Raw genomic sequence first — 21,020 nt, forward strand, 5'->3', positions numbered from 1 at the left:
ATGGAGAACACGAACAACGCGGACCTCCGCACGGCCGCCGACGCGGTTCTCGCCCGTCTCGTCGGGGACACCTCCGGCGAGGCCCGGCTGCGTGAGGACCAGTGGCGGGCGATCGAGGCCCTGGTCGCCGACAAGCGCCGGGCCCTGGTCGTGCAGCGCACCGGCTGGGGCAAGTCCGCGGTCTACTTCGTGGCCACCTCGCTGCTGCGCTCCCGGGGAAGCGGCCCCACCGTGATCGTCTCCCCGCTGCTCGCGCTCATGCGCAACCAGGTGGAGGCCGCCGCCAGAGCCGGTGTCCACGCCCGGACCATCAACTCCTCCAACAGCGAGGAGTGGGACTCCATCCAGGAGGAGATCGCCGCGGGCGGCGTCGACGTGCTGCTGGTGAGCCCGGAGCGGCTCAACAACCCGGACTTCCGCGACCAGGTACTGCCCAGGCTCTCCGCCGCGACCGGACTCCTGGTGGTCGACGAGGCGCACTGCATCTCCGACTGGGGGCACGACTTCCGCCCGGATTACCGCCGGTTGCGCACCATGCTCACCGACCTGCCGGAGGGCGTGCCCGTCCTCGCCACCACCGCCACCGCCAACGCCCGGGTCACCGCCGACGTCGCGGAACAGCTGGGCACGGGGGGCTCGTCGGACGCGCTGGTGCTGCGGGGCCCGCTGGACCGGGAGAGCCTGAGCCTGAGTGTGCTGCGCCTGTCGGACGCGGCACACCGGATCGCCTGGCTCGCCGACCACCTCGACGAACTCCCGGGCTCCGGGATCGTCTACACGCTCACCGTGGCCGCCGCCGAGGAGGTCACCGCCTTCCTCCGGCAGCGCGGGCACACCGTCGCCTCGTACACCGGCAGGACGGAGAACGCCGACCGGCAGCAGGCCGAGGAGGACCTGCTCGGCAACAAGGTGAAGGCCCTGGTCGCCACCTCCGCTCTCGGGATGGGCTTCGACAAGCCCGACCTGGGCTTCGTGGTGCATCTCGGCTCGCCGTCCTCCCCCATCTCCTACTACCAGCAGGTCGGCCGCGCCGGGCGCGGTGTCCGGCACGCCGAGGTGCTGCTGCTGCCGGGCAAGGAGGACGAGGCGATCTGGGAGTACTTCGCGTCGCTCGCCTTCCCGTCGGAGGAGCTGGTGCGCCGTACGCTCGACGTCCTCGCGCGCGCCGGCCGGCCCGTGTCGCTGCCGGCCCTCGAGCCGCTGGTGGAGCTGCGCCGCTCCCGGCTGGAGACCATGCTCAAGGTGCTCGACGTGGACGGGGCGGTGAAGCGGGTCAAGGGCGGCTGGATCGCGACCGGGCAGCCGTGGACGTACAACGCCGAGCGCTACGCGTGGGTGGCGCGCCAGCGCAGGACCGAACAGCAGGCGATGCGCGAGTACGCAGCGACCACCGGCTGCCGGATGGAGTTCCTGCAGCGGCAGCTGGACGACGAGGGCGCCAAGCCCTGTGGCCGCTGTGACAACTGCGCGGGCTCGCGTTTCACCGCCGGGGCCTCGGCGGCCGCGCTGGAGGCGGCCCGGGTGGACCTCGTCCGGGCGGGAGTCGAGGTGGAGCCCCGGCGGATGTGGCCGACCGGGCTCCCGGCGATCGGCATGGACCTCAAGGGGCGCATTCCGGCCGGGGAACAGGCCGCTCGGGGCAGGGCGCTGGGGCGACTGTCGGACATCGGCTGGGGCAACCGGCTGCGTCCGATGTTCGCCCCCCAGGCGCCGGACGGGCCGGTGCCGGACGATGTCGCGCGGGCCGTGGTGGAGGTGCTGGCCGACTGGGCCAAGGGGCCCGGCGGCTGGGCTCCGGGCGCGGCCGACCCACAGCCCCGGCCGGTCGGGGTGGTCACCCTCGCCTCCCGCAGCCGGCCTCGGCTGATCGGCTCGCTCGGGGCGCGCATCGCGGAGATCGGGCGGCTGCCGCTGCTGGGCTCGGTGGCGTACACGGGTGAGGCGCACTCCGCCTCGCGGAGCAACAGCGCCCAGCGGCTCAAGGCCCTCGACGGGGCGCTGACCGTGCCGCCCGACCTCGCCGCCGCGCTCGCCGGGGCACGGGGCCCGGTTCTTCTGGTGGACGACTACACGGAGACGGGCTGGACCCTCGCGGTCGCGGCGCGCCTGCTGCGCGGGGCCGGTGCACAGGGTGTGCTGCCGCTGGTGCTGGCCGTACAGGGCTGAGGGTTCGCCCCGCCCAGCGGGTGGGGATATTAGCCGTGGACCACCCGATACCGGGCCGCTGCATCAATTGCTCGTTGCCGCATCCAAGTTCGACAGGAAGAATTGAAGTCCGCACCCGCACGGCTCGCCCGCCGATCAGGTAGGGCTCTGTTGCGTGCGCGCTCCCCGAATCCGACCCTGCCCGCAGTCCGGGCGTAGCCGAAGGGAGGACCGTGACCTTCGGATTCGCTCCGTCCTCGGCGGCATCGCTGTCGAGGTCCGCCACTTCCGCCAACCGCGTGCTCGAACCCGCGGAGTGGTCCGCCGCGGGAATCCCGCTGCTGCGCAGCCCGCGGGAGGTCGTCAGCGGGCTGCACGCCCGGCATCATCCCGGTCCGGCGACGGCGGTCGTCGCCGTGCTCGATCCGGACGAACGCGTGCGGGCGAGCGCCTCGTTCACGCGACGTACGGCGTCCGCGGACGGCTGGCTGCTCCGCAATGTGCTGCTGTCCCAGTTGCGCCGGGTGATCCCGCACGATCTGCGGCGCCGTACCCCGGTGCGCACCGCCGTGCTGCTCTACTGCCGTGACGGCGACGCGCGCTGGACGGAGGAGGACGGTGCGTGGATGTGGGGGCTGCGGGACGCCTGTACGTTGCACGGGCTGCGCTGCGGGGCGTACATCACGCTGACGCGTGACGGCTGGCAGGTCCTCGGCGAGGGGCGGGGCGGCCGCCATCCCAGCACCGGTTCGGCGCCGGAGCCGTTCGCCACGTCCTCGGCGCCGCCCCGGATACCGCGCACCGGCGGAGCCGCGTCGGAGGTGCTGCGCCGCGCCGCGGCACGCTGACCTCACCGGGGTGCCGGGCGGACCGCACGGCGGCGCCGCGTCCGCACGGTGCCGGGACCGGCCCGGTACCAGGGCCGCGGAGGCATGAGACATCGGCCCCTGCGGCCCGGGTACGCCGTGTTCCCGGCCGTGCGGACGCCGCGACCGCGACGTTCGCGTCCCCCCGTCGGCGTCCGGCCGGACGCCATGGTGTCGGCTCAGACGCCCGCACCCAGCACCGAGTTGATCCGCTGCGGGTCGCCGCAGACGATCAGCAGGGCGCCGGCCCGTGCGTGCGCCACCGACAGGGCGGAGGCGGCGTCGGATTCCGGTCCTCCGTTGACGGCGACCACGACGACGGGCCGCGCGCCGGCGCGCTCGGCGACCTGGGCACTGGCGTAGAACACGTCGTCACCGGCGTCGTGTTGGGCCCAGTAAGAGGCTTCACCGAAGGACAGTTCGTGGGTCGCCCACGGGTGCGGGTCGCCGGTGGTGATCACCAGCATGTCACCGGGGGAACGGCCCGAGTCCAGCAGCAGGTCCACGGCCTCTTCGGCGGCGTCGAGCGCCCCCTCGGCAGAGGCGGGGACCAACTGGAGCTGCGGGGCGACCGCGTCGGCCGCGGGCGGGCCCGCGGGAACGGGCTTGGCCGCGTCGCGCGGCGTGCGCTGTGCCGGCGGCGCGGGCCGTGGCGGGCCCGGACGGCCGGGACGCGACGAAGCCGCGGGGCGGGGACCGGGTACGGGGCGGGGGGTCGGCGCGATGCGGGGACCCTGGGCACTCTCGTGAATCTGAGGCTCCTCGGGAATGAGAGGCATGAGCTGATTTTTATCAAACGTTGGTACGGCTAGCGCAGCCGGGTGGCACATGAGTGCGAGCGATCCGTCAGAAGTCGAAGCCGAGCTGGCCCTCGATCTCCGGAACACGCCCTTCCGTCCAGCCGCGGACCTTCTTGAGATGCCGCCACTGGGGCAGCGCATCAAGATACGCCCACGACAACCGGTGGTACGGGGTGGGTCCCCGAACCTCCAGTGCGGCCCTGTGCACGGGCGACGGGTACCCGGCGTTGTCCGCGAAACCGAAGTCTGCATGGTCGAGGCCGAGTTCGGCCATCATTTTGTCGCGCTGGACCTTGGCGATCACCGAGGCCGCCGCGACGGCCACACACGACTGGTCGCCCTTGATGACCGTACGGACCCTCCAGGGCGTTCCGAGATAGTCGTGCTTGCCGTCGAGGATCACCGCGTCCGGCCGGACCGGCAGCCCTTCCAGCGCGCGCCCCGCCGCCAGCCGCAGGGCGGCCGTCATCCCGAGGTCGTCGATCTCCTCGGGGGAGGCGTGCCCCAGGGCGTACGAGGTCACCCAGCTCCGCAGTGTCTCGGCGAGCACGGTGCGCCGCCTGATGGTCAGGAGCTTGGAGTCGGTGAGACCTTCCGGGGGCCGGCGCAGTCCGGTGACCGCCGCGCAGACGGTGACAGGGCCGGCCCAAGCGCCGCGCCCCACCTCGTCGACACCTGCAACGATCTTCGCCCCGGTCGTGGCGCGGAGTGAGCGCTCGACGGTGTGAGTAGGTGGTTCGTACGGCATGGCGCCCTTAGCGTACGCCGCCCGGCACGGCCGGCGACACCCGGTCCCCCGGGCGGCGCCGACGGCTCCGCCGCGCTCCGGTCAGGGGCCGTCCGGCCGGAGCAGCGGAACCATCAACTGGTCGATCATCTGCTCCAGATCGACGTCCGGCCATTCACTGCCGCACACCTTCGAGCGGTACATCATCATCGCCGGAACGGCGTCGAAGACATACCCGTTCGCCGCGTCGGCGCGCACCTCGCCCCGTTCGATTCCACGCTCGATCACCTTGCAGAGCATCTTGAGGGTCGGCTCGACCACCCCTTCGAAAATGACGGCGTGGAAGCGTTCCGCCTGCTCCGAGTCGCATTCGTAAATCACCGACCGGACGGCGAATCCCGACCGCGAGAACATCGCGTCGCGAGCCCGCCGGCACAGGTCCAGCAGATCGTCACGCACGCTCCCCAGATCCGGTACCTCGTCGAACCGCGGCAGTCCGGTGCGCAGGGCGTCCTCGACCAGATCCTCCTTGGACGGCCAGCGCCGGTAGACGGCGGCCTTCCCGGTCTGGGCGCCCGCGGCGACGCCCTCCATGGTCAGGCCGTTCCAGCCGACCGTGCTGAGCTGCTCCAGGGCGGCGTCGAGGATCGCGCGCTCCAGCACGGCACCGCGGCGACGGGACGCGGCGGTCTGAGCCTGGGCGGCCACCCAGCTCGAAGAAACCATCTGACTCTCTCCAACGAGCAGAGGAAGCGGGCATTCGGGGATGAAATGCGTACCGTACGGCGACTGAGGGGGACGCGCCAATGGCACCGACCTAAGTGAACGCTTGCGTTCACTGTCGGAGACTCCTACGGTTGACGCAATAGTGAACGCGGGCGTTCACTGACGCACTCGTGGGGGATCCATAGTGACAACCTCTCCTTTGATTCAGGACCGGAAGCCAGGTGCGGCCCGCCGGGACGGACGTCCCGGCCTCGCGCTCACCGTCATCGCGGCCTGCCAACTCATGGTGGTACTCGATACGACGATTGTGAACATCGCGCTGCCGCATATTCAGAACGCTCTCGAGTTCAGCACCACCGAGCTCACCTGGGTGGTCAGCGCGTACACCCTGACCTTCGGCGGCCTGCTGCTCCTGGGCGGCAGGGCCGGCGACATCCTCGGCCGCCGCCGGGTCTTCATGACCGGCATCCTGCTGTTCACCCTCGCCTCGCTGCTCGGCGGCCTCGCCCAGGAACCGTGGCAGCTGCTGGCCGCCCGTGTCCTGCAAGGCGTCGGCGGGGCCATAGCCTCGCCCACCTCGCTGGCGCTCATCACCACCACGTTCCCGGAAGGGCCCGAACGCAACCGCGCCTTCGGTATCTTCGCCGCGGTCTCCGCGGGCGGCGGCGCCATCGGCCTGCTCGCGGGCGGCATGCTCACCGAGTGGCTCGACTGGCGGTGGGTGCTCTTCGTCAATGTGCCGATCGGCCTGCTGATCGCCGTACTCACCCCGATGTACATCAACGAGTCCGAGCGGCACACCGGCCGTTTCGACATCGCGGGCGCGGTGACCTCGACGGCCGGTATGGCCTCGCTCGTCTACGGCTTCATCCGCGCGGCCGAGGAAGGCTGGCGGGACAGCGTGACCATCGGCTCCTTCGCGGCCGCCGTGGTCCTGCTGGTGGCCTTCGCGGTCATCGAGTCCCGGGCCAAGGAGCCGATCACCCCGCTGCGGATGTTCACCGACCGCAACCGGGCGGGCACGTATGTGATCATGCTCAGCCTGGCCGCGGCGATGTTCGGCATGTTCTTCTACATCGTCCTCTTCGTGCAGAACGTGCTCGGGTACAGCCCGATCGAGGCCGGTCTCGCCTTCCTGCCGGTCACCGTCGTGATCGCGCTCGGGGCGGGCCTGTCGCAGCGGTTCCTTCCCGTGTTCGGCCCCAAGCCGTTCATGCTCGTCGGCTCGGCGCTCGCCGCGACCGGACTGGCCTGGCAGACGCTGATCAGCTCCGACAGCTCCTACGTCGGCGGCATCCTCGGCCCCATGCTGATCTTCGGCTTCGGTATGGGTCTGAACTTCGTGACCCTGACGCTCACCGCGGTCTCCGGCGTGGCCCAGAACGAGGCCGGCGCCGCGTCCGGGCTGCTCAACGCGACCCAGCAGGTGGGCGGGTCGGTCGGACTCGCCCTTCTGACGACGGTGTTCGGCACGGCCAGCAAGGACGAGGCGGAGAAGCTGGTCCCGGGCTTCCTCGCCGAGGGGTCGCCGGAGCAGAAGGCGGAGTTCGCCCAGACGCACCAACTGCCCGCGCCCTGGGGCCACGAGGTCCTCGCGGAGGGCATCTCCACGGCCTTCATCCCGGCCGCCGCGATGGCCGTACTCGCCCTGGCCACCGCCTGGTTCGTCATCCGGGTCCGCAAGAGCGACCTGGAGGCCCTGTCCGGCTCGGCCGGACCGGGCATGGGCTGAGCGGCGAACAGTACGGATCCGGCCCGGCAGCCCGCCGGCCGACGTCTTCGGACTCGGCCGGCGGGCGTCGGGCCGGACCGCGTCGATCAGGACGGACAGCACGAGCAGCACCTTCACGATCACCGCCACGACCCCCTTCCGGACTCGCACCGCCACGACGGACCCGTCTACACGTGTCAGGCGTCATGTCCCGCGTCTCATGCCTCACACCGTGGATGTACGGACAACGAGCGACCGGTCACGGAGAGTTCCCGGGACGCACGGAGAGTTGTGGAACCGCTCCTCAGACCGTGGCCCGCATCCACTCCGGCAGGGGCTCGACCCGGTCGGCCCACTCTGCGGGCGGTGCTCCCGCCTTCTCGGAGGCCACCACTCCGCCCACGATGGCGCAGGTCGTGTCGACGTCTCCGCCCACCTGCGCCGTCGTCCAGAACGCCCGCTCGTAGTCGCCGAGCGCCCGGGCCGCCGACCAGAGCGCGAAGGGCACGGTGTCGTGTGCCGTCGTACGCCGTCCGCAGCCGAGGACGGCCGCGACGGTGCCCGCGTCCGCGTAGTCGAGCATGTCCCGGGCCCGGCGCAGTCCCGCGCCGACCGCGCTCCTCGCGGGCACGAGCGCGACGACCCCGTCGAGCAGGGCCTCGGCGCGGGGCGGCCCACCGGGCGCGGCGACCAGCGCGGCCGCCGCGGCAACGGCCATGGCACCGACCACAGCCTCACGGTGCTGATGCGTGGGGTAGGCGGAGATCTCGGCCTGATGGGTGGCCTGCTCCGGATCGTCCGCGTACCAGGCGCCCAACGGTGCGATCCGCATCGCGGCGCCGTTGCCCCACGACCCCTGCCCGTTGAAGAGCTCGGCGGCGAGTTCCCGCCAGTCCCCGCCTTCCCGGACCAGCCTCAGCAGCCGGTTGACCGCGGGCCCATAGCCGCGGTCGAAGTCGTGACGCGTGGCGAAGGACAGCGCGAGGGCGTCCTGATCGATCCGGTGGTGCGTGGCGAGGACGGAGACGACGGAGCACGCCATCTCGGTGTCGTCCGTCCACTGCCAGGGCCCCTGCGGCAGTTCGCGCCGCTTGAGCAGCGGGTAGTTCGCCGGTACGAAGAACTGGGACCCGAGCGCGTCCCCCACGGACACACCGCGCAGGCTGGCCAGGGCGCGCTCCAGGCGCCCGGCGGGTGAGGAATCAGCGGTCATCGCCCTGCCACTCTATCCGGTGCCCCTCTGTCATCCGGTGATCCCGTACGGCTCCGGATCCCGCCAGCGTTCGAAAGGCCGGTCGAGGGTGTACTTGTCGTTCTTCCCCAGAACGAGCATCCGCATCTCGGCGTTCCCCGGGTTGGAGAGCGACTCGAACTCCGCCACCGTCCAGTGGAACCAGCGCATGCAGAACAGCCGCATGGCCAGTCCATGGGTGACGATGAGGACGTTCGGGGGGTGGTCCGGTTCCTCGAAGCTGCGGAACAGGCTCTCCAGGAAGCCGCCGACACGGTCGTAGACGTCGGCCCCGGACTCGCCCTGGGCGAACCGGTAGAAGAAGTGCCCGTAGGCGTCGCGGTAGGCCTTCTGCAGGCGTACGTCCTCCCGCTCCTGCCAGTTGCCCCAGTCCTGCTCGCGCAGCCGGGGCTCCTCGCGTACGCGTATCCGCCCCGGGTCGAGCCGGAAGGCGCCCAGTGTCTGGTGTGTGCGGCGGTAGGGGGAGACGTAGACGCTGACGCGCTCATCGCCGAAGAGTTCCCGCAACCGCTCTCCCGTCTGCTCGGCCTGCTTCCTGCCCCGCTCGGTCAGGGCCAGGGCGTGATCGGGTTCACGCTCATAGACGGAGTCATCAACATTGCCCGTTGATTCGCCGTGTCGGACAAGGACGATGCGCCGTGGTCGTGCCATGCCGAAACCCTAGATCGAGTGACGGCCGGGCGAGCACTCGTGTGGACCCCTTACGGCGTAGGTCACACACGTTCCCCACCTCCGGTCACGCGGAGTGCACCCTTCCGCGTCCGGTCGTCAAACCGTCCAGGCCGATTCCATCTCGACGATGTCCCCCGCGAGGGCGGCGACGTCGGCCTCCGTCTGCGCCCTCAGGGCGAGACGCTCCACTCGCTCGGTGCGGTACTTGCCGTGTTCGGCGGCCGCCCGCCACATCGACAGCACCAGGAACTCGTGACCGGGCGCCTCACCGAACAGTCCCCGGATCATGCCGGGTGAGCCGGCCATGGCCGGGTTCCAGACCTTCTCCTGCATCAGCACGAAGTGTTCCGAGCGCTCCTCGTGCACGCGGCACAGCGCCACCCTGAGCAGGTCGGCGTCGGTGAACCGCGGTTCGAAACCGGTCTTCACATCGAAACGGTGGTCGAAGAGCCTGACCTGGGCGTCCTTGAACGTGCCCGACTGGGTCGCGGCGAGCCGGTCGTGGGAGCGCGCCATGAACGAGTCGTAGAAGGCACGGCTCTCCCAGAAGGAGAAGATGTGCGCCACGTCCGGCCGCCCCCGGCTCCAGCCTCCACCCTGCCCGCGAAACCCCGGCTCCCCCAGAAGCCCCGCCCACTTCCGCTGCCCCCGCTCGAACCCTCGGCGGTCCACCACGGTGCAGCGAATCCACTTGACCAGCACCGCGCCATCGTAAGGGCAGAAGGCGTGGCGCCGGTCACCCGCGCGGTGACTGCTTACCGGCGTTCGCCGCCACGCGCGTGGCAGGATGGACAACCTGTCGGCAAGGCCCGGCAGTTGCGGTGTGCGGGCAGGACGGTCACGGGGAAGGGGAAGACTGGTGGACGGCCTCAACAAGGGCATTCGCAAGGTCGAGATCGCGCTGAGGTGGGACCCGAGTCCGGCGGGGCAGCCCTCCACCGACCTGGATCTCGTCGCCGCTCCCTACCTCGCGGACGCCCCCCACGGCGAACCCGCGTACGTCGTGCACTTCGACAGCCGCTCCCCGGACGGCACCATCACGCTCGACCGGGACAGCAAGGACGGCAAGGGCTTCGGCTACGACGAGGTCATGACGCTGGAGCTGGACCGGCTCGCCCAGCGGTACGCGCGTGTGGTGGTCGGCGTGGTCATACAGCAGCACCAGGGACTGCGGACGTTCTCCGGCGTGGGCAACGCCGGGCTGCGCATCCGCGAGGGTTACACCGTGCTCGCCGAGGACGACTTCGGCGGTGTCCTCGGGGCCACCGCTGCCACGGTCGCGGAGTTCGTCCGGGACGGGGCGGGTCCCTGGGAGTTCCGCGCCGGAGTGCAGGGCTTCGAGGGCGACCCGGCGGCGTTCAGCCGCGAGATGGGGGCCTCACGCCACTCCTGACCTGCGGGAACGCCCGAGGGCGGTGGCGCCGGGACTCCGGCGCCACCGCCCTCGGGCGTTCCTCACCCCCGGGCGCCGCCCGGGGGTGTCGGCCGCGTCAGCTGCAGCCGCTGGTCGAGCCGCAGCCCTCGCAGATGTAGCAGGAACCGGCGCGCTGCATCTTCGTACCGCAGGAGAAGCACAGCGGGGCGTCGGCCTGGATGCCCAGCTGCATCTCCACCAGTTCGGCACTGGTGTGGGCCTGCTGCGGGGCCGGCTTGACCGCCTCGGCCTTCGGCGCGGCCACCGCCTTCAGCTCCTGGGTGCGCGGCGCCGACTGGGCCAGGCCCTCGACGTCGAGCTCGTCGTCGGACGGCTCGTACGAACCCGTCTCCAGGTGCCGCTGGCGCTCCTCGGCGGAGTGGATACCGAGCGCGGAGCGCGTCTCGAAGGGCAGGAAGTCCAGCGCCAGGCGGCGGAAGATGTAGTCGACGATCGACTGCGCCATCCGCACGTCCGGGTCGTCCGTCATACCGGCCGGCTCGAAACGCATGTTGGTGAACTTCGAGACGTACGTCTCCAGCGGCACGCCGTACTGGAGGCCCACCGAGACGGCGATGGAGAACGCGTCCATCATGCCCGCGAGGGTCGAGCCCTGCTTCGACATCTTCAGGAAGACCTCGCCGAGACCGTCGTCAGGGTAGGAATTGGCGGTCATGTAGCCCTCGGCGCCGCCGACCGTGAAGGAGGTGGTGATGCCGGGACGGCCCTTCGGGAGGCGCTTGCGGACCGGGCGGTACTCGACCACCTTCTCGACCGCGGCCCGGATCGTCTCCTCGGCCTTCTCGGTGACCTCGGCCTTCTCCTTCTCCTTGGTCTTCGCGGAGAGCGGCTGGCCGACCTTGCAGTTGTCGCGGTAGATGGCGAGCGCCTTGACGCCCAGCTTCCAGGCCTCGAAGTAGATCTCCTCGACCTCCTCGACGGTCGCCGTCTCCGGCATGTTGACCGTCTTGGAGATGGCGCCGGAGATCCAGGGCTGGATCGCGGCCATCATGCGGACGTGGCCCATCGGGGAGATGGCGCGCTCGCCCATGGCGCAGTCGAACACCTCGTAGTGCTCCTGCTTGAGACCAGGGGCGTCGATCACATTGCCGTTGTCGGCGATGTGGGCGACGATCGCCTCGATCTGCTCCTCCTGGTAGCCCAGGCGGCGCAGGGCCTGCGGGACGGTGCCGTTGACGATCTGCATCGAGCCGCCGCCGACCAGCTTCTTGAACTTCACCAGCGCCAGGTCGGGCTCGACACCGGTGGTGTCGCAGGACATCGCCAGGCCGATGGTGCCGGTCGGGGCGAGTACGGACGCCTGCGCGTTGCGGAAGCCGTTCTTCTCGCCGACGCGGACCACGTCCTGCCAGGCCTCGGTGGCGGCGGCCCACACGGGGGAGTCCAGGTCGTCCATGCGCACAGCGGTGGCGTTGGCGTCGGCGTGCTGCTTCATGACGCGCTTGTGGGCGTCGGCGTTGCGGGCATAGCCGTCGTACGGGCCGACGATCGCGGCGAGTTCGGCGGAGCGGCGGTACGCCGTACCCGTCATCAGGGAGGTGATGGCGCCGGCGAGGGCGCGGCCGCCCTCGGAGTCGTACGCGTGGCCGGTCGCCATCAGAAGGGCGCCCAGGTTGGCGTAGCCGATGCCGAGCTGGCGGAAGGCGCGGGTGTTCTCGCCGATCTTCTGGGTCGGGAAGTCCGCGAAGCAGATCGAGATGTCCATCGCGGTGATGACCAGCTCGACGACCTTCTGGAAGCGGTCGGCTTCGAAGGACTGGTTGCCCTGACTGTCGTCCTTGAGGAACTTCATCAGGTTCAGCGAGGCGAGGTTGCAGGACGTGTTGTCCAGGTGCATGTACTCGCTGCACGGGTTCGACGCGGTGATCCGGCCGGACTCCGGGCAGGTGTGCCAGTTGTTGATCACACCGTCGTACTGGATGCCCGGGTCGGCGCAGGCCCAGGCCGCCTCGGCGAGCTTGCGGAAGAGCGCCTTGGCGTCGACCTCCTCGATGACCTCGCCGGTCATCCGGGCGCGCAGACCGAACTTGCCGCCCTGCTCCACCGCCTGCATGAACTCGTCGTTGACACGGACCGAGTTGTTGGCGTTCTGGTACTGGACGGAGGCGATGTCGTCGCCGCCCAGGTCCATGTCGAAGCCCGCGTCGCGCAGGACGCGGATCTTCTCCTCTTCCTTCACCTTGGTCTCGATGAAGTCCTCGATGTCCGGGTGGTCCACGTCGAGGACGACCATCTTGGCCGCGCGGCGGGTGGCGCCGCCGGACTTGATGGTGCCGGCGGAGGCGTCGGCTCCGCGCATGAAGGAGACCGGGCCGGAGGCGTTGCCGCCGGAGGACAGCAGTTCCTTGGAGGAACGGATCCGGGAGAGGTTCAGGCCGGCGCCGGAGCCGCCCTTGAAGATCATGCCCTCTTCCTTGTACCAGTCGAGGATCGACTCCATCGAGTCGTCGACGGACAGGATGAAGCAGGCGGAGACCTGCTGCGGCTGAGGCGTGCCCACGTTGAACCACACGGGGCTGTTGAAGCTGAAGATCTGGTGCAGGAGGGCGTACGCCAGCTCGTGCTCGAAGATCTCGGCGTCGGCGGGCGAGGCGAAGTACCTGTGGTCCTCCCCGGCCTTCCGGTACGTCTTCACGATGCGGTCGATGAGCTGCCTGAGGCTCACCTCGCGCTGCGGGGTGCCCACAGCGCCCCGGAAGTACTTGCTGGTGACGATGTTGACCGCGTTCACCGACCAGAAGTCGGGGAACTCGACGCCGCGCTGCTCGAAGTTGACCGAGCCGTCGCGCCAGTTGGTCATCACGACGTCACGGCGCTCCCAGGCCACCTCGTCGTAGGGGTGGACTCCGGGAGTGGTGTGGATGCGCTCCACACGCAGTCCCTTGCCGGCCTTGTTGCTCTTGGCTCGGGAACTCCGTGCCGGACCGCTCGCCGTCTCTGTCATGCCGCCTCCCTGTACGGGCAAAAACGCCCTGAAGTGCCCCGATTGTTCCCGTGGCACGGTGTTCTGTCTGGTGCTGCGGGCATCACTGATCCGCCCGCAACAGGTCTTCTCATCGCCGCTCGTCGCCGCCCGGCCGGTCCCCGCGCGTAATGCGCCGGGGCCGGTCCGCCGTCAGCCGGTGGCGGGAGCGGGCAGGGGGACCTGGGCGGTCCCGCTGTCGTCTTCCTGGCCCCCCGGGGCGACTTCCTCGCCCTCCCCGTCGGCCACGGCGGGCCGCTCCGCCCGCCGGAGTTCCCCGATCGCGGCCTCGAAGTCCTCGAGCGAGTCGAACGCCCGGTAGACGGACGCGAACCGCAGATAGGCGACGAGGTCGAGTTCCTGCAACGGGCCGAGAATGGCCAGCCCCACGTCGTGGGTGGTCAGCTCGGCGCTCCCGGTGGCCCGCACCGCCTCCTCGACCCGCTGCCCGAGCTGGGCGAGGGCGTCCTCGGTGACGGGGCGACCCTGGCACGCCTTGCGCACACCGTTGATCACCTTGGTGCGGCTGAAGGGCTCGGTGACTCCGGACCGCTTGACCACCATGAGCGAACACGTCTCCACGGTCGTGAAACGACGGGAGCAGTCCGGACACTGGCGGCGCCTGCGGATCGACGTGCCGTCGTCGGTCGTACGGCTGTCGACGACACGGCTGTCGGAGTGCCTGCAGAAGGGGCAGTGCATGAAGTCCCAACCCTCCTCACAGCAGACTCATTGACCTCGCGCGGCCTCTTGGGCCTCACGAAGCAGCACCAGCATAGGCGATCGCGGAGGGCTCCGAGACCCGGGGGACCACAACTTCTGGGCTGCTGTAGCGATCCAACCACTAGATGTGGGGATTGGCTCATACATCCACACCTTGCACGCGTGTCGCGCCCGACGGGCCGGGCAGGACACACCGGGGCGCCGTGCGATGCGAAGGCGCCGTGCCGGATGCAGGGAGGGCGCGTGCGACTCCCGAAGAGGGCGGGGCCGCTTCACACGACAGGGGGCACCCGATGGCAGACTGAGGCCCAGTACCGCGAGGCCCGGCCTCGGCGGTGAAGAGTACAACAATGGCCCGTTTGTCCGGCAGGAAGCGTGGCGACCAATACACCTCGGTGAGAGATCGCGTCCAACAATTCGCGATTTTTCACTCGAACGTGTGTTTGGCGCAACCTTTCGAAAGCAACTACCGTTGTGCTGCAGGGAGACCATCGAGAGGGGCCGACGTGACCACCACCGCAGACAGTGCCGCCATCACTGCCCAGGACCGCCCCCAGGGCCGGATCGAGCCGGTGCATGCGATGAACGAAGCCACGAGTCCCGAGGGGCACAAGCGCTCCCTCCCGGGCCGACCTCCCGGCATCCGGGCCGACAGCTCGGGGCTCACCGACCGCCAGCGCCGCGTGATCGAGGTCATCAGGGACTCCGTGCAGCGGCGCGGCTACCCGCCGTCGATGCGTGAGATCGGCCAGGCGGTCGGTCTTTCCAGCACCTCGTCCGTGGCCCATCAGCTGATGGCCCTGGAGCGCAAGGGCTTCCTGCGCCGTGACCCGCACCGCCCGCGCGCGTACGAGGTGCGCGGCTCCGACCAGGCCGCCTCCGTGCAGCCCACGGACACCGCGGGCAAGCCGGCGGCGTCGTACGTGCCACTGGTCGGCCGTATCGCCGCCGGTGGGCCCATCCTCGCCGAGGAGTCCGTCGAGGACGTCTTCCCCCTGCCCCGGCAGCTCGTCGGTGACGGTGAGCTGTTCGTCCTGAAGGTCGTGGGTGACTCCATGATCGAGGCCGCCATCTGTGACGGCGACTGGGTCACGGTCCGCCGCCAGCCGGTCGCCGAGAACGGTGACATCGTGGCGGCCATGCTCGACGGCGAGGCGACCGTCAAGCGCTTCAAGCGCGAGGACGGCCATGTCTGGCTGCTCCCGCACAACGCGGCCTACGAGCCGATCCCGGGCGACGACGCGACCATTCTGGGCAAGGTGGTGGCCGTTCTGCGCCGCGTCTGAGCACGGCGCGGGGCGGCCTCGACGCCCGCCCCGCCCCTCGACCGGGCCCCGGAACCCCTGCGCCGGTTCCGGGGTCCTGTGCTGTCCGGAACTGCGGCCGGTTACGCCGGCGCGGGGATGCCCGTATCGGCGGGGACGGCGTGCGTACCCTGCCGACACGCGCCGGGCTGCCGGTCGCCCGGACGCGGGCAGGGCATACGTCTTTGCCCGCCCCGCGCTCAGGCGACCGGCCACCACGGGCTTCCGGAAGCCAGCACCCGCTGCGCGGCATCCGGGCCCCGGGGCTACGGGACCACTCAGCCGGCAATCGTGCCTACCCCCTGGCATCCGCGCCACCGCCCAACGGACATCCGGACCAGGCGGACGCCCGGCACCGCACCGCCGTCCGGCTTCCGGTCCCCGGTCACGGGCCACCCGGCGACAGACATCCGCACCTGTGACATCCATGCCACCGCCCCACGGACGACCAGCCCGACCTGGACCACACACCACGCTGTTGGGTCGGTGGGCCCGGATGGCGGAGGGCACGGAAGTCCATGGGTCGGCATGCGCACCTCGAGACGACCCGGCCGACATGGCGCCCCCTCTTATCGGCCCATCGGACACCCGGCCCCGAAGGGCGCTCGAACGTCCGGTAGCAACGCTTCCCTACGGGCGCCCGCGCTACGGCAAAGGGCGCACCGCGCCTGTCGCGCACCGCTCACTCCGCCGGCTGCTGAGCCTTCGCCGCCGCGTCGATCGCCGTCAGCGACTTCCTGACCTGGTTGCGGTCCGTGGTGTACCAGAAGTCGGGCAGCGATGCCTTCAGATAACTGCCGTAACGGGCCGTGGCCAGCCGCTGGTCCAGTACGGCCACCACGCCCCGGTCGCCCGACGCGCGTACGAGGCGTCCGGCGCCCTGTGCCATGAGCAGCGCCGCATGGGTGGCGGCGACCGCCATGAAGCCGTTGCCGCCGGCCTCCTCCACGGCCTTCTGGCGGGCGCTCATCAAGGGGTCGTCCGGGCGCGGGAAGGGGATCTTGTCCATGACCACCAGCTGGCAGCTCGGGCCCGGTACGTCCACGCCCTGCCACAGCGACAGCGTGCCGAAGAGGCACGTCTTCGGGTCGGCCGCGAAGTTCTTGATCAGTTCGCCGAGCGTCTCCTCACCCTGGAGGAGGATGGGGAACTCCGGAATGCGGGAGCGCAGCTCCTCGGCGGCGAGTTGCGCCGCCCGCATCGAGGAGAACAGCCCGAGCGTGCGGCCGCCCGCCGCCTGGATCAGTTCCGTGAGCTCGTCCAGCATGTCACCGCGATCGCCGTCACGGGCCGGGCGTGCCAGATGCTTCGCGACGTAGAGGATGCCCTGCCGGGGGTAGTCGAACGGCGACCCGACGTCGACACCCTTCCACTGGGGAAGGTCGTCCCCTTCGGTGCCCTCGGGGCCGAGCCCCAGGGACGCCCCCACCCCGTTGAAGTCGCCGCCCAGCTTCAGCGTCGCGGAGGTCAGGACCACGGAGCGGTCCGTGAAGAGCTTCTCCCGCAGCAGTCCCGAGACGGACATGGGGGCGACGCGCAGGGACGCGCCGAAGCGGTCATGCCGCTCGTACCAGACCACGTCCCATTCCGAACCGTGGGTGATCCGCTCGGCCACGTCGTGGACGCCCTCCACCGAGGCGAGTGCCTGCTTACGGACCGCGTCCTCGTCCTGGACGGACTTGTCTCGGGTGCTCCCGATCGCCGAGATCACGGTGCGGCAGGCATCGCGCAGCGCCATCAGCGCGTATGCGAGATCCTCCGGGATCTCCTCCAGCCGGCCGGGAAGAGCCAGCTCCATCAGTCGCTCGAACCCTTCGGCGGCGGTCTGGAGCTGGTCGGCCGCCTTCTCGTTGACCAGCTTCGCCGCGCGCCGCACGGCCCGGTTGACCTGCCCGGGGGTGAGCTCCCCCGTGGCGACTCCGGTGACCCTGGACACCAGCTCATGGGCCTCGTCGACGATCAGCACCTCGTGCTGCGGCAGAACCGGCGCGCCCTCGATGGCGTCGATCGCGAGCAGGGCGTGATTGGTGACGATCACCTCGGCCAGCTTGGCGCGCTCGCGGGCCGCCTCGGCGAAGCACTCGGCGCCGTAGGCGCACTTCGTGGCGCCCAGGCACTCCCGGGACGACACCGACACCTGGGACCAGGCCCGGTCGGACACGCCCGGCGTGAGGTCGTCGCGGTCTCCGGTCTCCGTCTCGTCGGACCAGTCACGCAGGCGCAGGAGGTCCTGGCCCAGTTTGCTGGTGGGCGCGGCCGCCTCGAACTGGTCGAAGAGGCCTTCCTCCTCGTCCTGGGGCACGCCCTCGTGGAGCCGGTGCAGACACAGGTAGTTCGACCGGCCCTTGAGCATCGCGAACTCCGGGCGGCGGCGCAGCAGGGGATGCAGGGCATCCACCGTGCGCGGCAGGTCTCGCTCCACCAGCTGGCGCTGCAGGGCCAGCGTGGCCGTCGCCACGACGACCCGCTCCCCCTGCGCGAGCGCGGGCACCAGATAGCCGAGTGACTTTCCGGTTCCGGTGCCGGCCTGGACCAGCAGATGGGCGCTGTCGTCGATCGCCTCGGCGACGGCTTCGGCCATGGTCACCTGGCCGGGACGCTCCGTACCGCCGACGGCGGTCACGGCAGCGTGCAGGAGTTCGGGGAGTGAGGGCTTCGTCATAGCGCGACCACCCTACGACCCGGCACTGACATTCGTGCGATCACGGCGAACGCGGGAGGTGCGATCAAGACGGGGCTCCTCTGCGAGGCGGGGCTAGGGGCGACGGGTGGGTGTGGCCCGCGGCCGGACCGCTCGTGCGGAACGGCCGGCCGGGAAATTGCCGCGGCACGAGTGGGAACCACGACGGCGCGGCCGGTGTACCACATGTGAAAGAGCAGTGACGGAGCGCTACATCAGATGACACAGGGACCGGTCGCGGACCATGAGGGCGGCTCGCTTGGTGGGCATGTCGGTCTCGGCCGAGAAGTAGAAGCCGGCGTTGAGGAAGGCGGTGACAGAGGGAATGTTGCGAAGGTCGGGCTCCGCGACGACACGTGGTGAGGCGGGCCTTCTGGCCAGGACGAGATCGGCGACCGCTCTGAGCAGGATGCTGCCCAGGCCCCGCCCGCGGTCGCCGACGGCACCGATGAGGACGTGCAGACCCGTGTCGTGCGGTCGGGCCGCATAGTGGTGGGCCAGGAGGTCGAGATCCGCGCGGTAGATCTCCCAGTAGCTCATCGGCATACCGTCCAGCACGCCTATGCACGGGACGCTGCGTCCCTCCTCGGCGAGTTGGGACCGGACGTGGTCGGCCGTCACGGCCGGCGGTCCGGCGAGTTCCCAGAACCGGGCGACAGCGGGGTCGTTCATCCACCGTGCCAGGACGGGCAGATCGCGTTCGATACGGACAGGGGCGAGCCGGAAGCGGCCCGCAGGGGTGCGGACCGGGCCCCAGTCGCCGATGTGGGCGGAGATCATGAGTGGAGGGGGTTGGTGATGGTGACATAGACGGACTGGGTGTCGACCGGGCCGACGAGTTCGTCGAGGCCGTGCAGGCGGGTCAGCAGATTCGCCTTGCAGCGCAGGACGGGTGAGTCGAGCAGGCGGGCGGGCAGCGTACTGCGCGTGCGGGCCGGCCCGATGGAGACTCCGGCGAGGAATCTGCGGAGGGCGGCGAGCAGCAGCCGTTCGTCGGCCAGGCGCTGGGATCCCAGGGCTCCGACAAGACCGAGGACGTTGTTGATGCCCAGGTAGTAGGCGAAGCGTTCGTCGGTGACATCGTCGGAGACGAAGGTGTCGCTGTGCTTGCCGATGCCGGGGAGCCGGGCGTCAAGTTCCGCGCGTCGCGACTCGCGGAAGTAGTAGCCCTGGTTGTCCCGGTAGCGGCCGCCCGCGGGCCAGCCGTCGCTGTCCAGCAGAAGGAGGGTGTTCTGCTGATGTGCCTCGAGGGCGATTCCGGCCTCTCCGTCCAGCCACAGCACGGGCCGCACCACGTGCTCGAGGTACCGCAGGAACCACTCGGCGGCAACGGCTCCGGACGGTCGTCCCGTTCGGGCGGCGAGGCGGGTGACGATCTCGGCGAGCCGGGACACCGTACGGCCGTCGGGTCGGGGGCGGGGCGAGACGAGACCGGCGACGCAGGTGACGTCGTCGTGCGGCTGGAAGGGGTTGTGCCGGATCACGGCGTCGAGTCCTGGCACGGGGTCACCGTCCGGTGTGTTCACGGCGATCCAGGCCGGGTCGCGGAGGATGTCGAAGCCCGGGTGTGCGGTCCGCCACTGCTGGGACAGTCCGGTGCGCAGGAGTCGGTGGATCTCGACACCTCGGTGGAGTTCCTTGCGGAGGTTCTCTCGGCGGGAGTTGGTGATGCGCAGGCCCAGCGACAGTTTGAGCATCGCGGGAGCGCCAGTGCGGTGGACGGTGCGTACGGAGGAGGTTGGATACCAGGGGGCGCCGTGAGCGCCGAGGTCGCGGAGCAGTCCGGCGTCCAGCAGGGAGTTGGGTTCGGAGCGGAGGTGGAGTTGGCGCAATTGCCAGGGGTGCATGGGCAGCGCGGCATAGCCGTCGGGCAGCGGCAGTCCGGTGCCGGCGAGACGTGCGGTGAGGTGGGTCGCGGTGACGGGGCGTCCGCGTTCGGTCCAGGCGGAGCCGGTGGCGAGCAGAGAGGGGGCGATGGCGATCCAGTGCAGGGGGAAGGAGCCGCGTGACTCGGGCGAGTACCGCTGTGCTTCGGCGTCGGAGAGGCCGTCACGGCTCTTCGGGTCCGGGTGCAGCGGATGCCCGAGGACGAGTGCCTGTTCCGCGGCGAGGAAGAGATCGGGGTGGTCGGCCGTGTTCTTCCGGCGGTCGCTGAGGAAGGCTGCGACTCGCCGGACGGAGTCGGCGACGCGCGCGACGAGAGCGGTGCCGTCGTCGGCCGGCGGACATACCGGTTCGTGGCTGCCGGCGTTCTCCGGGCTGCGGCCGCCGGTGTTGTTCCGGCCGAGGAGAGTGGCGGTCCCTCGGCTGTGGCTGTCGGCGTTCTCCCGGCCGAGAAGGGCGGCGTTCGCCCGACTGGGGGCTCCGGCGTGCGCCCGGCTGAGGAGGGCGGCGAGCAGGACCGCGTCGACCGGTGGCGCGGAATCCCGGGCGTCGGCCAGGCGGGGGAGGCCGAAGCGGTGCAGGCCGGTCGGCGACCAGTACAGGACGGGGACGAGCAGGGCCATGCCGTCGGCCGGGAGGAAGAGACGCAGCACGTCACCGTCCGGGGTGGCAAGACCGGTCTCGCGTACCCAGCAGCGCAGGAGATTCTCCACGGCCGCCGCCTGGGCCGCCGTGTTCGGGTCGGGGTGGTCCAGGAGGCTGGTGCCGGTGCTCGTGAGCCACTCGGTGAGGGGCGGCTTTCCGTCCTGGTGAGGCACCAGGGAATTCGTGCGGTCGGCCGGTGTGGGGGTGGTGTGCAAGGGCGTGTCCTCGGGGAGCGGTCCGGGTGGTGCGGTGAGGGTCCGGAAGCACGGTGTCTGGCCGCCGGCCCGGCCGGGCGCGACGGCGATCGGAGCCACGGGGCGTCCGGTGCGGCTGGTGAAGTGGTGACAAGGGGGAATCCGCGCGCGGGCGGCGACCCTCCACGGCTACCAACCGCGGACCGCCCGCCGGGTTACGGGATGTACCCGGATCCCTGGCCGGGTGGGCCGGCAACTCGGGGGCGCCGGCCTCAAATCGGCCGATCTCCGGAC

General features: G+C 70.6%; 16 protein-coding genes. 5 read left to right on the plus strand and 11 right to left on the minus strand.

Annotated features, from left to right (window positions below):
- Both ACGFR9_RS29110 and ACGFR9_RS29115 read left to right on the plus strand, forming a co-directional pair.
- Positions 1-2,166, plus strand: coding sequence for a RecQ family ATP-dependent DNA helicase (locus ACGFR9_RS29110; RefSeq protein ID WP_393214119.1), 2,166 nt, complete (start codon positions 1-3; stop codon positions 2,164-2,166).
- A 212-nt stretch (positions 2,167-2,378) separates the two neighbouring features.
- Complete coding sequence (locus ACGFR9_RS29115) at positions 2,379-2,993, plus strand: hypothetical protein (protein ID WP_393214122.1); 615 nt, start codon at positions 2,379-2,381, stop codon at positions 2,991-2,993.
- A 197-nt stretch (positions 2,994-3,190) separates the two neighbouring features.
- On the opposite strand, the gene ACGFR9_RS29120 is transcribed toward ACGFR9_RS29115, so the two are convergent.
- The 3 genes from ACGFR9_RS29120 to ACGFR9_RS29130 all read right to left on the minus strand — a co-directional run bounded on the left by ACGFR9_RS29120 (position 3,191) and on the right by ACGFR9_RS29130 (position 5,264).
- Positions 3,191-3,790 (minus strand): hypothetical protein, encoded by a 600-nt coding sequence (locus ACGFR9_RS29120; protein WP_393214125.1) that lies wholly within the window; start codon positions 3,788-3,790, stop codon positions 3,191-3,193.
- A gap of 67 nt (positions 3,791-3,857) precedes the next feature.
- A complete protein-coding gene (locus ACGFR9_RS29125) occupies positions 3,858-4,559 on the minus strand; it encodes a ribonuclease HII (RefSeq protein ID WP_393214128.1) in 702 nt (233 codons plus the stop codon).
- Positions 4,560-4,640: 81 nt separating this feature from the next.
- Positions 4,641-5,264 carry a TetR/AcrR family transcriptional regulator gene (locus tag ACGFR9_RS29130; protein ID WP_393214131.1) on the minus strand — a complete coding sequence of 208 codons (624 nt, stop codon included), beginning with the start codon at positions 5,262-5,264 and terminating at the stop codon, positions 4,641-4,643.
- 184 nt (positions 5,265-5,448) lie between these two features.
- Here ACGFR9_RS29130 and ACGFR9_RS29135 point away from each other — a divergent pair, with 184 nt between their 5' ends.
- On the plus strand, positions 5,449-6,996 hold the full coding sequence (locus ACGFR9_RS29135) for an MFS transporter (protein WP_393214134.1): 1,548 nt from the start codon (positions 5,449-5,451) through the stop codon (positions 6,994-6,996).
- A gap of 283 nt (positions 6,997-7,279) precedes the next feature.
- Here the strand turns inward: ACGFR9_RS29135 and ACGFR9_RS29140 are convergent, their stop codons facing one another.
- The 3 genes from ACGFR9_RS29140 to ACGFR9_RS29150 all read right to left on the minus strand — a co-directional run bounded on the left by ACGFR9_RS29140 (position 7,280) and on the right by ACGFR9_RS29150 (position 9,601).
- Positions 7,280-8,188, minus strand: a complete 909-nt coding sequence (locus ACGFR9_RS29140; protein ID WP_393214137.1) for an ADP-ribosylglycohydrolase family protein — start codon at positions 8,186-8,188, stop codon at positions 7,280-7,282.
- 30 nt (positions 8,189-8,218) lie between these two features.
- Positions 8,219-8,878 (minus strand): histidine phosphatase family protein, encoded by a 660-nt coding sequence (locus tag ACGFR9_RS29145; protein ID WP_393214140.1) that lies wholly within the window; start codon positions 8,876-8,878, stop codon positions 8,219-8,221.
- Positions 8,879-8,995: 117 nt separating this feature from the next.
- Positions 8,996-9,601, minus strand: coding sequence for a YdbC family protein (locus tag ACGFR9_RS29150; RefSeq protein ID WP_078621574.1), 606 nt, complete (start codon positions 9,599-9,601; stop codon positions 8,996-8,998).
- A gap of 157 nt (positions 9,602-9,758) precedes the next feature.
- On the opposite strand from ACGFR9_RS29150, the gene ACGFR9_RS29155 reads away from it, so the two are divergent.
- Positions 9,759-10,292 (plus strand): TerD family protein, encoded by a 534-nt coding sequence (locus ACGFR9_RS29155; protein ID WP_393214142.1) that lies wholly within the window; start codon positions 9,759-9,761, stop codon positions 10,290-10,292.
- A 97-nt stretch (positions 10,293-10,389) separates the two neighbouring features.
- Here ACGFR9_RS29155 and ACGFR9_RS29160 read toward each other — a convergent pair whose 3' ends face one another.
- Positions 10,390-13,278 (minus strand): vitamin B12-dependent ribonucleotide reductase, encoded by a 2,889-nt coding sequence (locus ACGFR9_RS29160; protein WP_393214145.1) that lies wholly within the window; start codon positions 13,276-13,278, stop codon positions 10,390-10,392.
- A 171-nt stretch (positions 13,279-13,449) separates the two neighbouring features.
- Entirely contained in the window at positions 13,450-13,998 is a 549-nt protein-coding gene (gene nrdR, locus ACGFR9_RS29165) for a transcriptional regulator NrdR (protein ID WP_393214148.1), read from the minus strand.
- Between the two features lie 527 nt (positions 13,999-14,525).
- Between nrdR and lexA the strand changes: the two genes are divergently transcribed.
- Entirely contained in the window at positions 14,526-15,305 is a 780-nt protein-coding gene (lexA, locus tag ACGFR9_RS29170) for a transcriptional repressor LexA (RefSeq protein WP_393214151.1), read from the plus strand.
- Positions 15,306-16,005: 700 nt separating this feature from the next.
- On the opposite strand, the gene ACGFR9_RS29175 is transcribed toward lexA, so the two are convergent.
- The 3 genes from ACGFR9_RS29175 to ACGFR9_RS29185 all read right to left on the minus strand — a co-directional run bounded on the left by ACGFR9_RS29175 (position 16,006) and on the right by ACGFR9_RS29185 (position 20,747).
- Positions 16,006-17,985 (minus strand): ATP-dependent DNA helicase, encoded by a 1,980-nt coding sequence (locus tag ACGFR9_RS29175; protein ID WP_393214154.1) that lies wholly within the window; start codon positions 17,983-17,985, stop codon positions 16,006-16,008.
- 228 nt (positions 17,986-18,213) lie between these two features.
- The gene (locus ACGFR9_RS29180; RefSeq protein WP_393214274.1) at positions 18,214-18,885 is read right to left on the minus strand and encodes a GNAT family N-acetyltransferase; all 672 of its coding nucleotides are present in this window, start codon (positions 18,883-18,885) and stop codon (positions 18,214-18,216) included.
- Complete coding sequence (locus ACGFR9_RS29185) at positions 18,780-20,747, minus strand: IucA/IucC family protein (RefSeq protein WP_393214157.1); 1,968 nt, start codon at positions 20,745-20,747, stop codon at positions 18,780-18,782. The genes ACGFR9_RS29180 and ACGFR9_RS29185 overlap by 106 nt, the downstream gene beginning before the upstream one ends.
- Positions 20,748-21,020: the final 273 nt, after the last annotated feature.

Source organism: Streptomyces sp. NPDC048584 (assembly GCF_043199595.1).
GTDB lineage: Bacteria > Actinomycetota > Actinomycetes > Streptomycetales > Streptomycetaceae > Streptomyces > Streptomyces edwardsiae.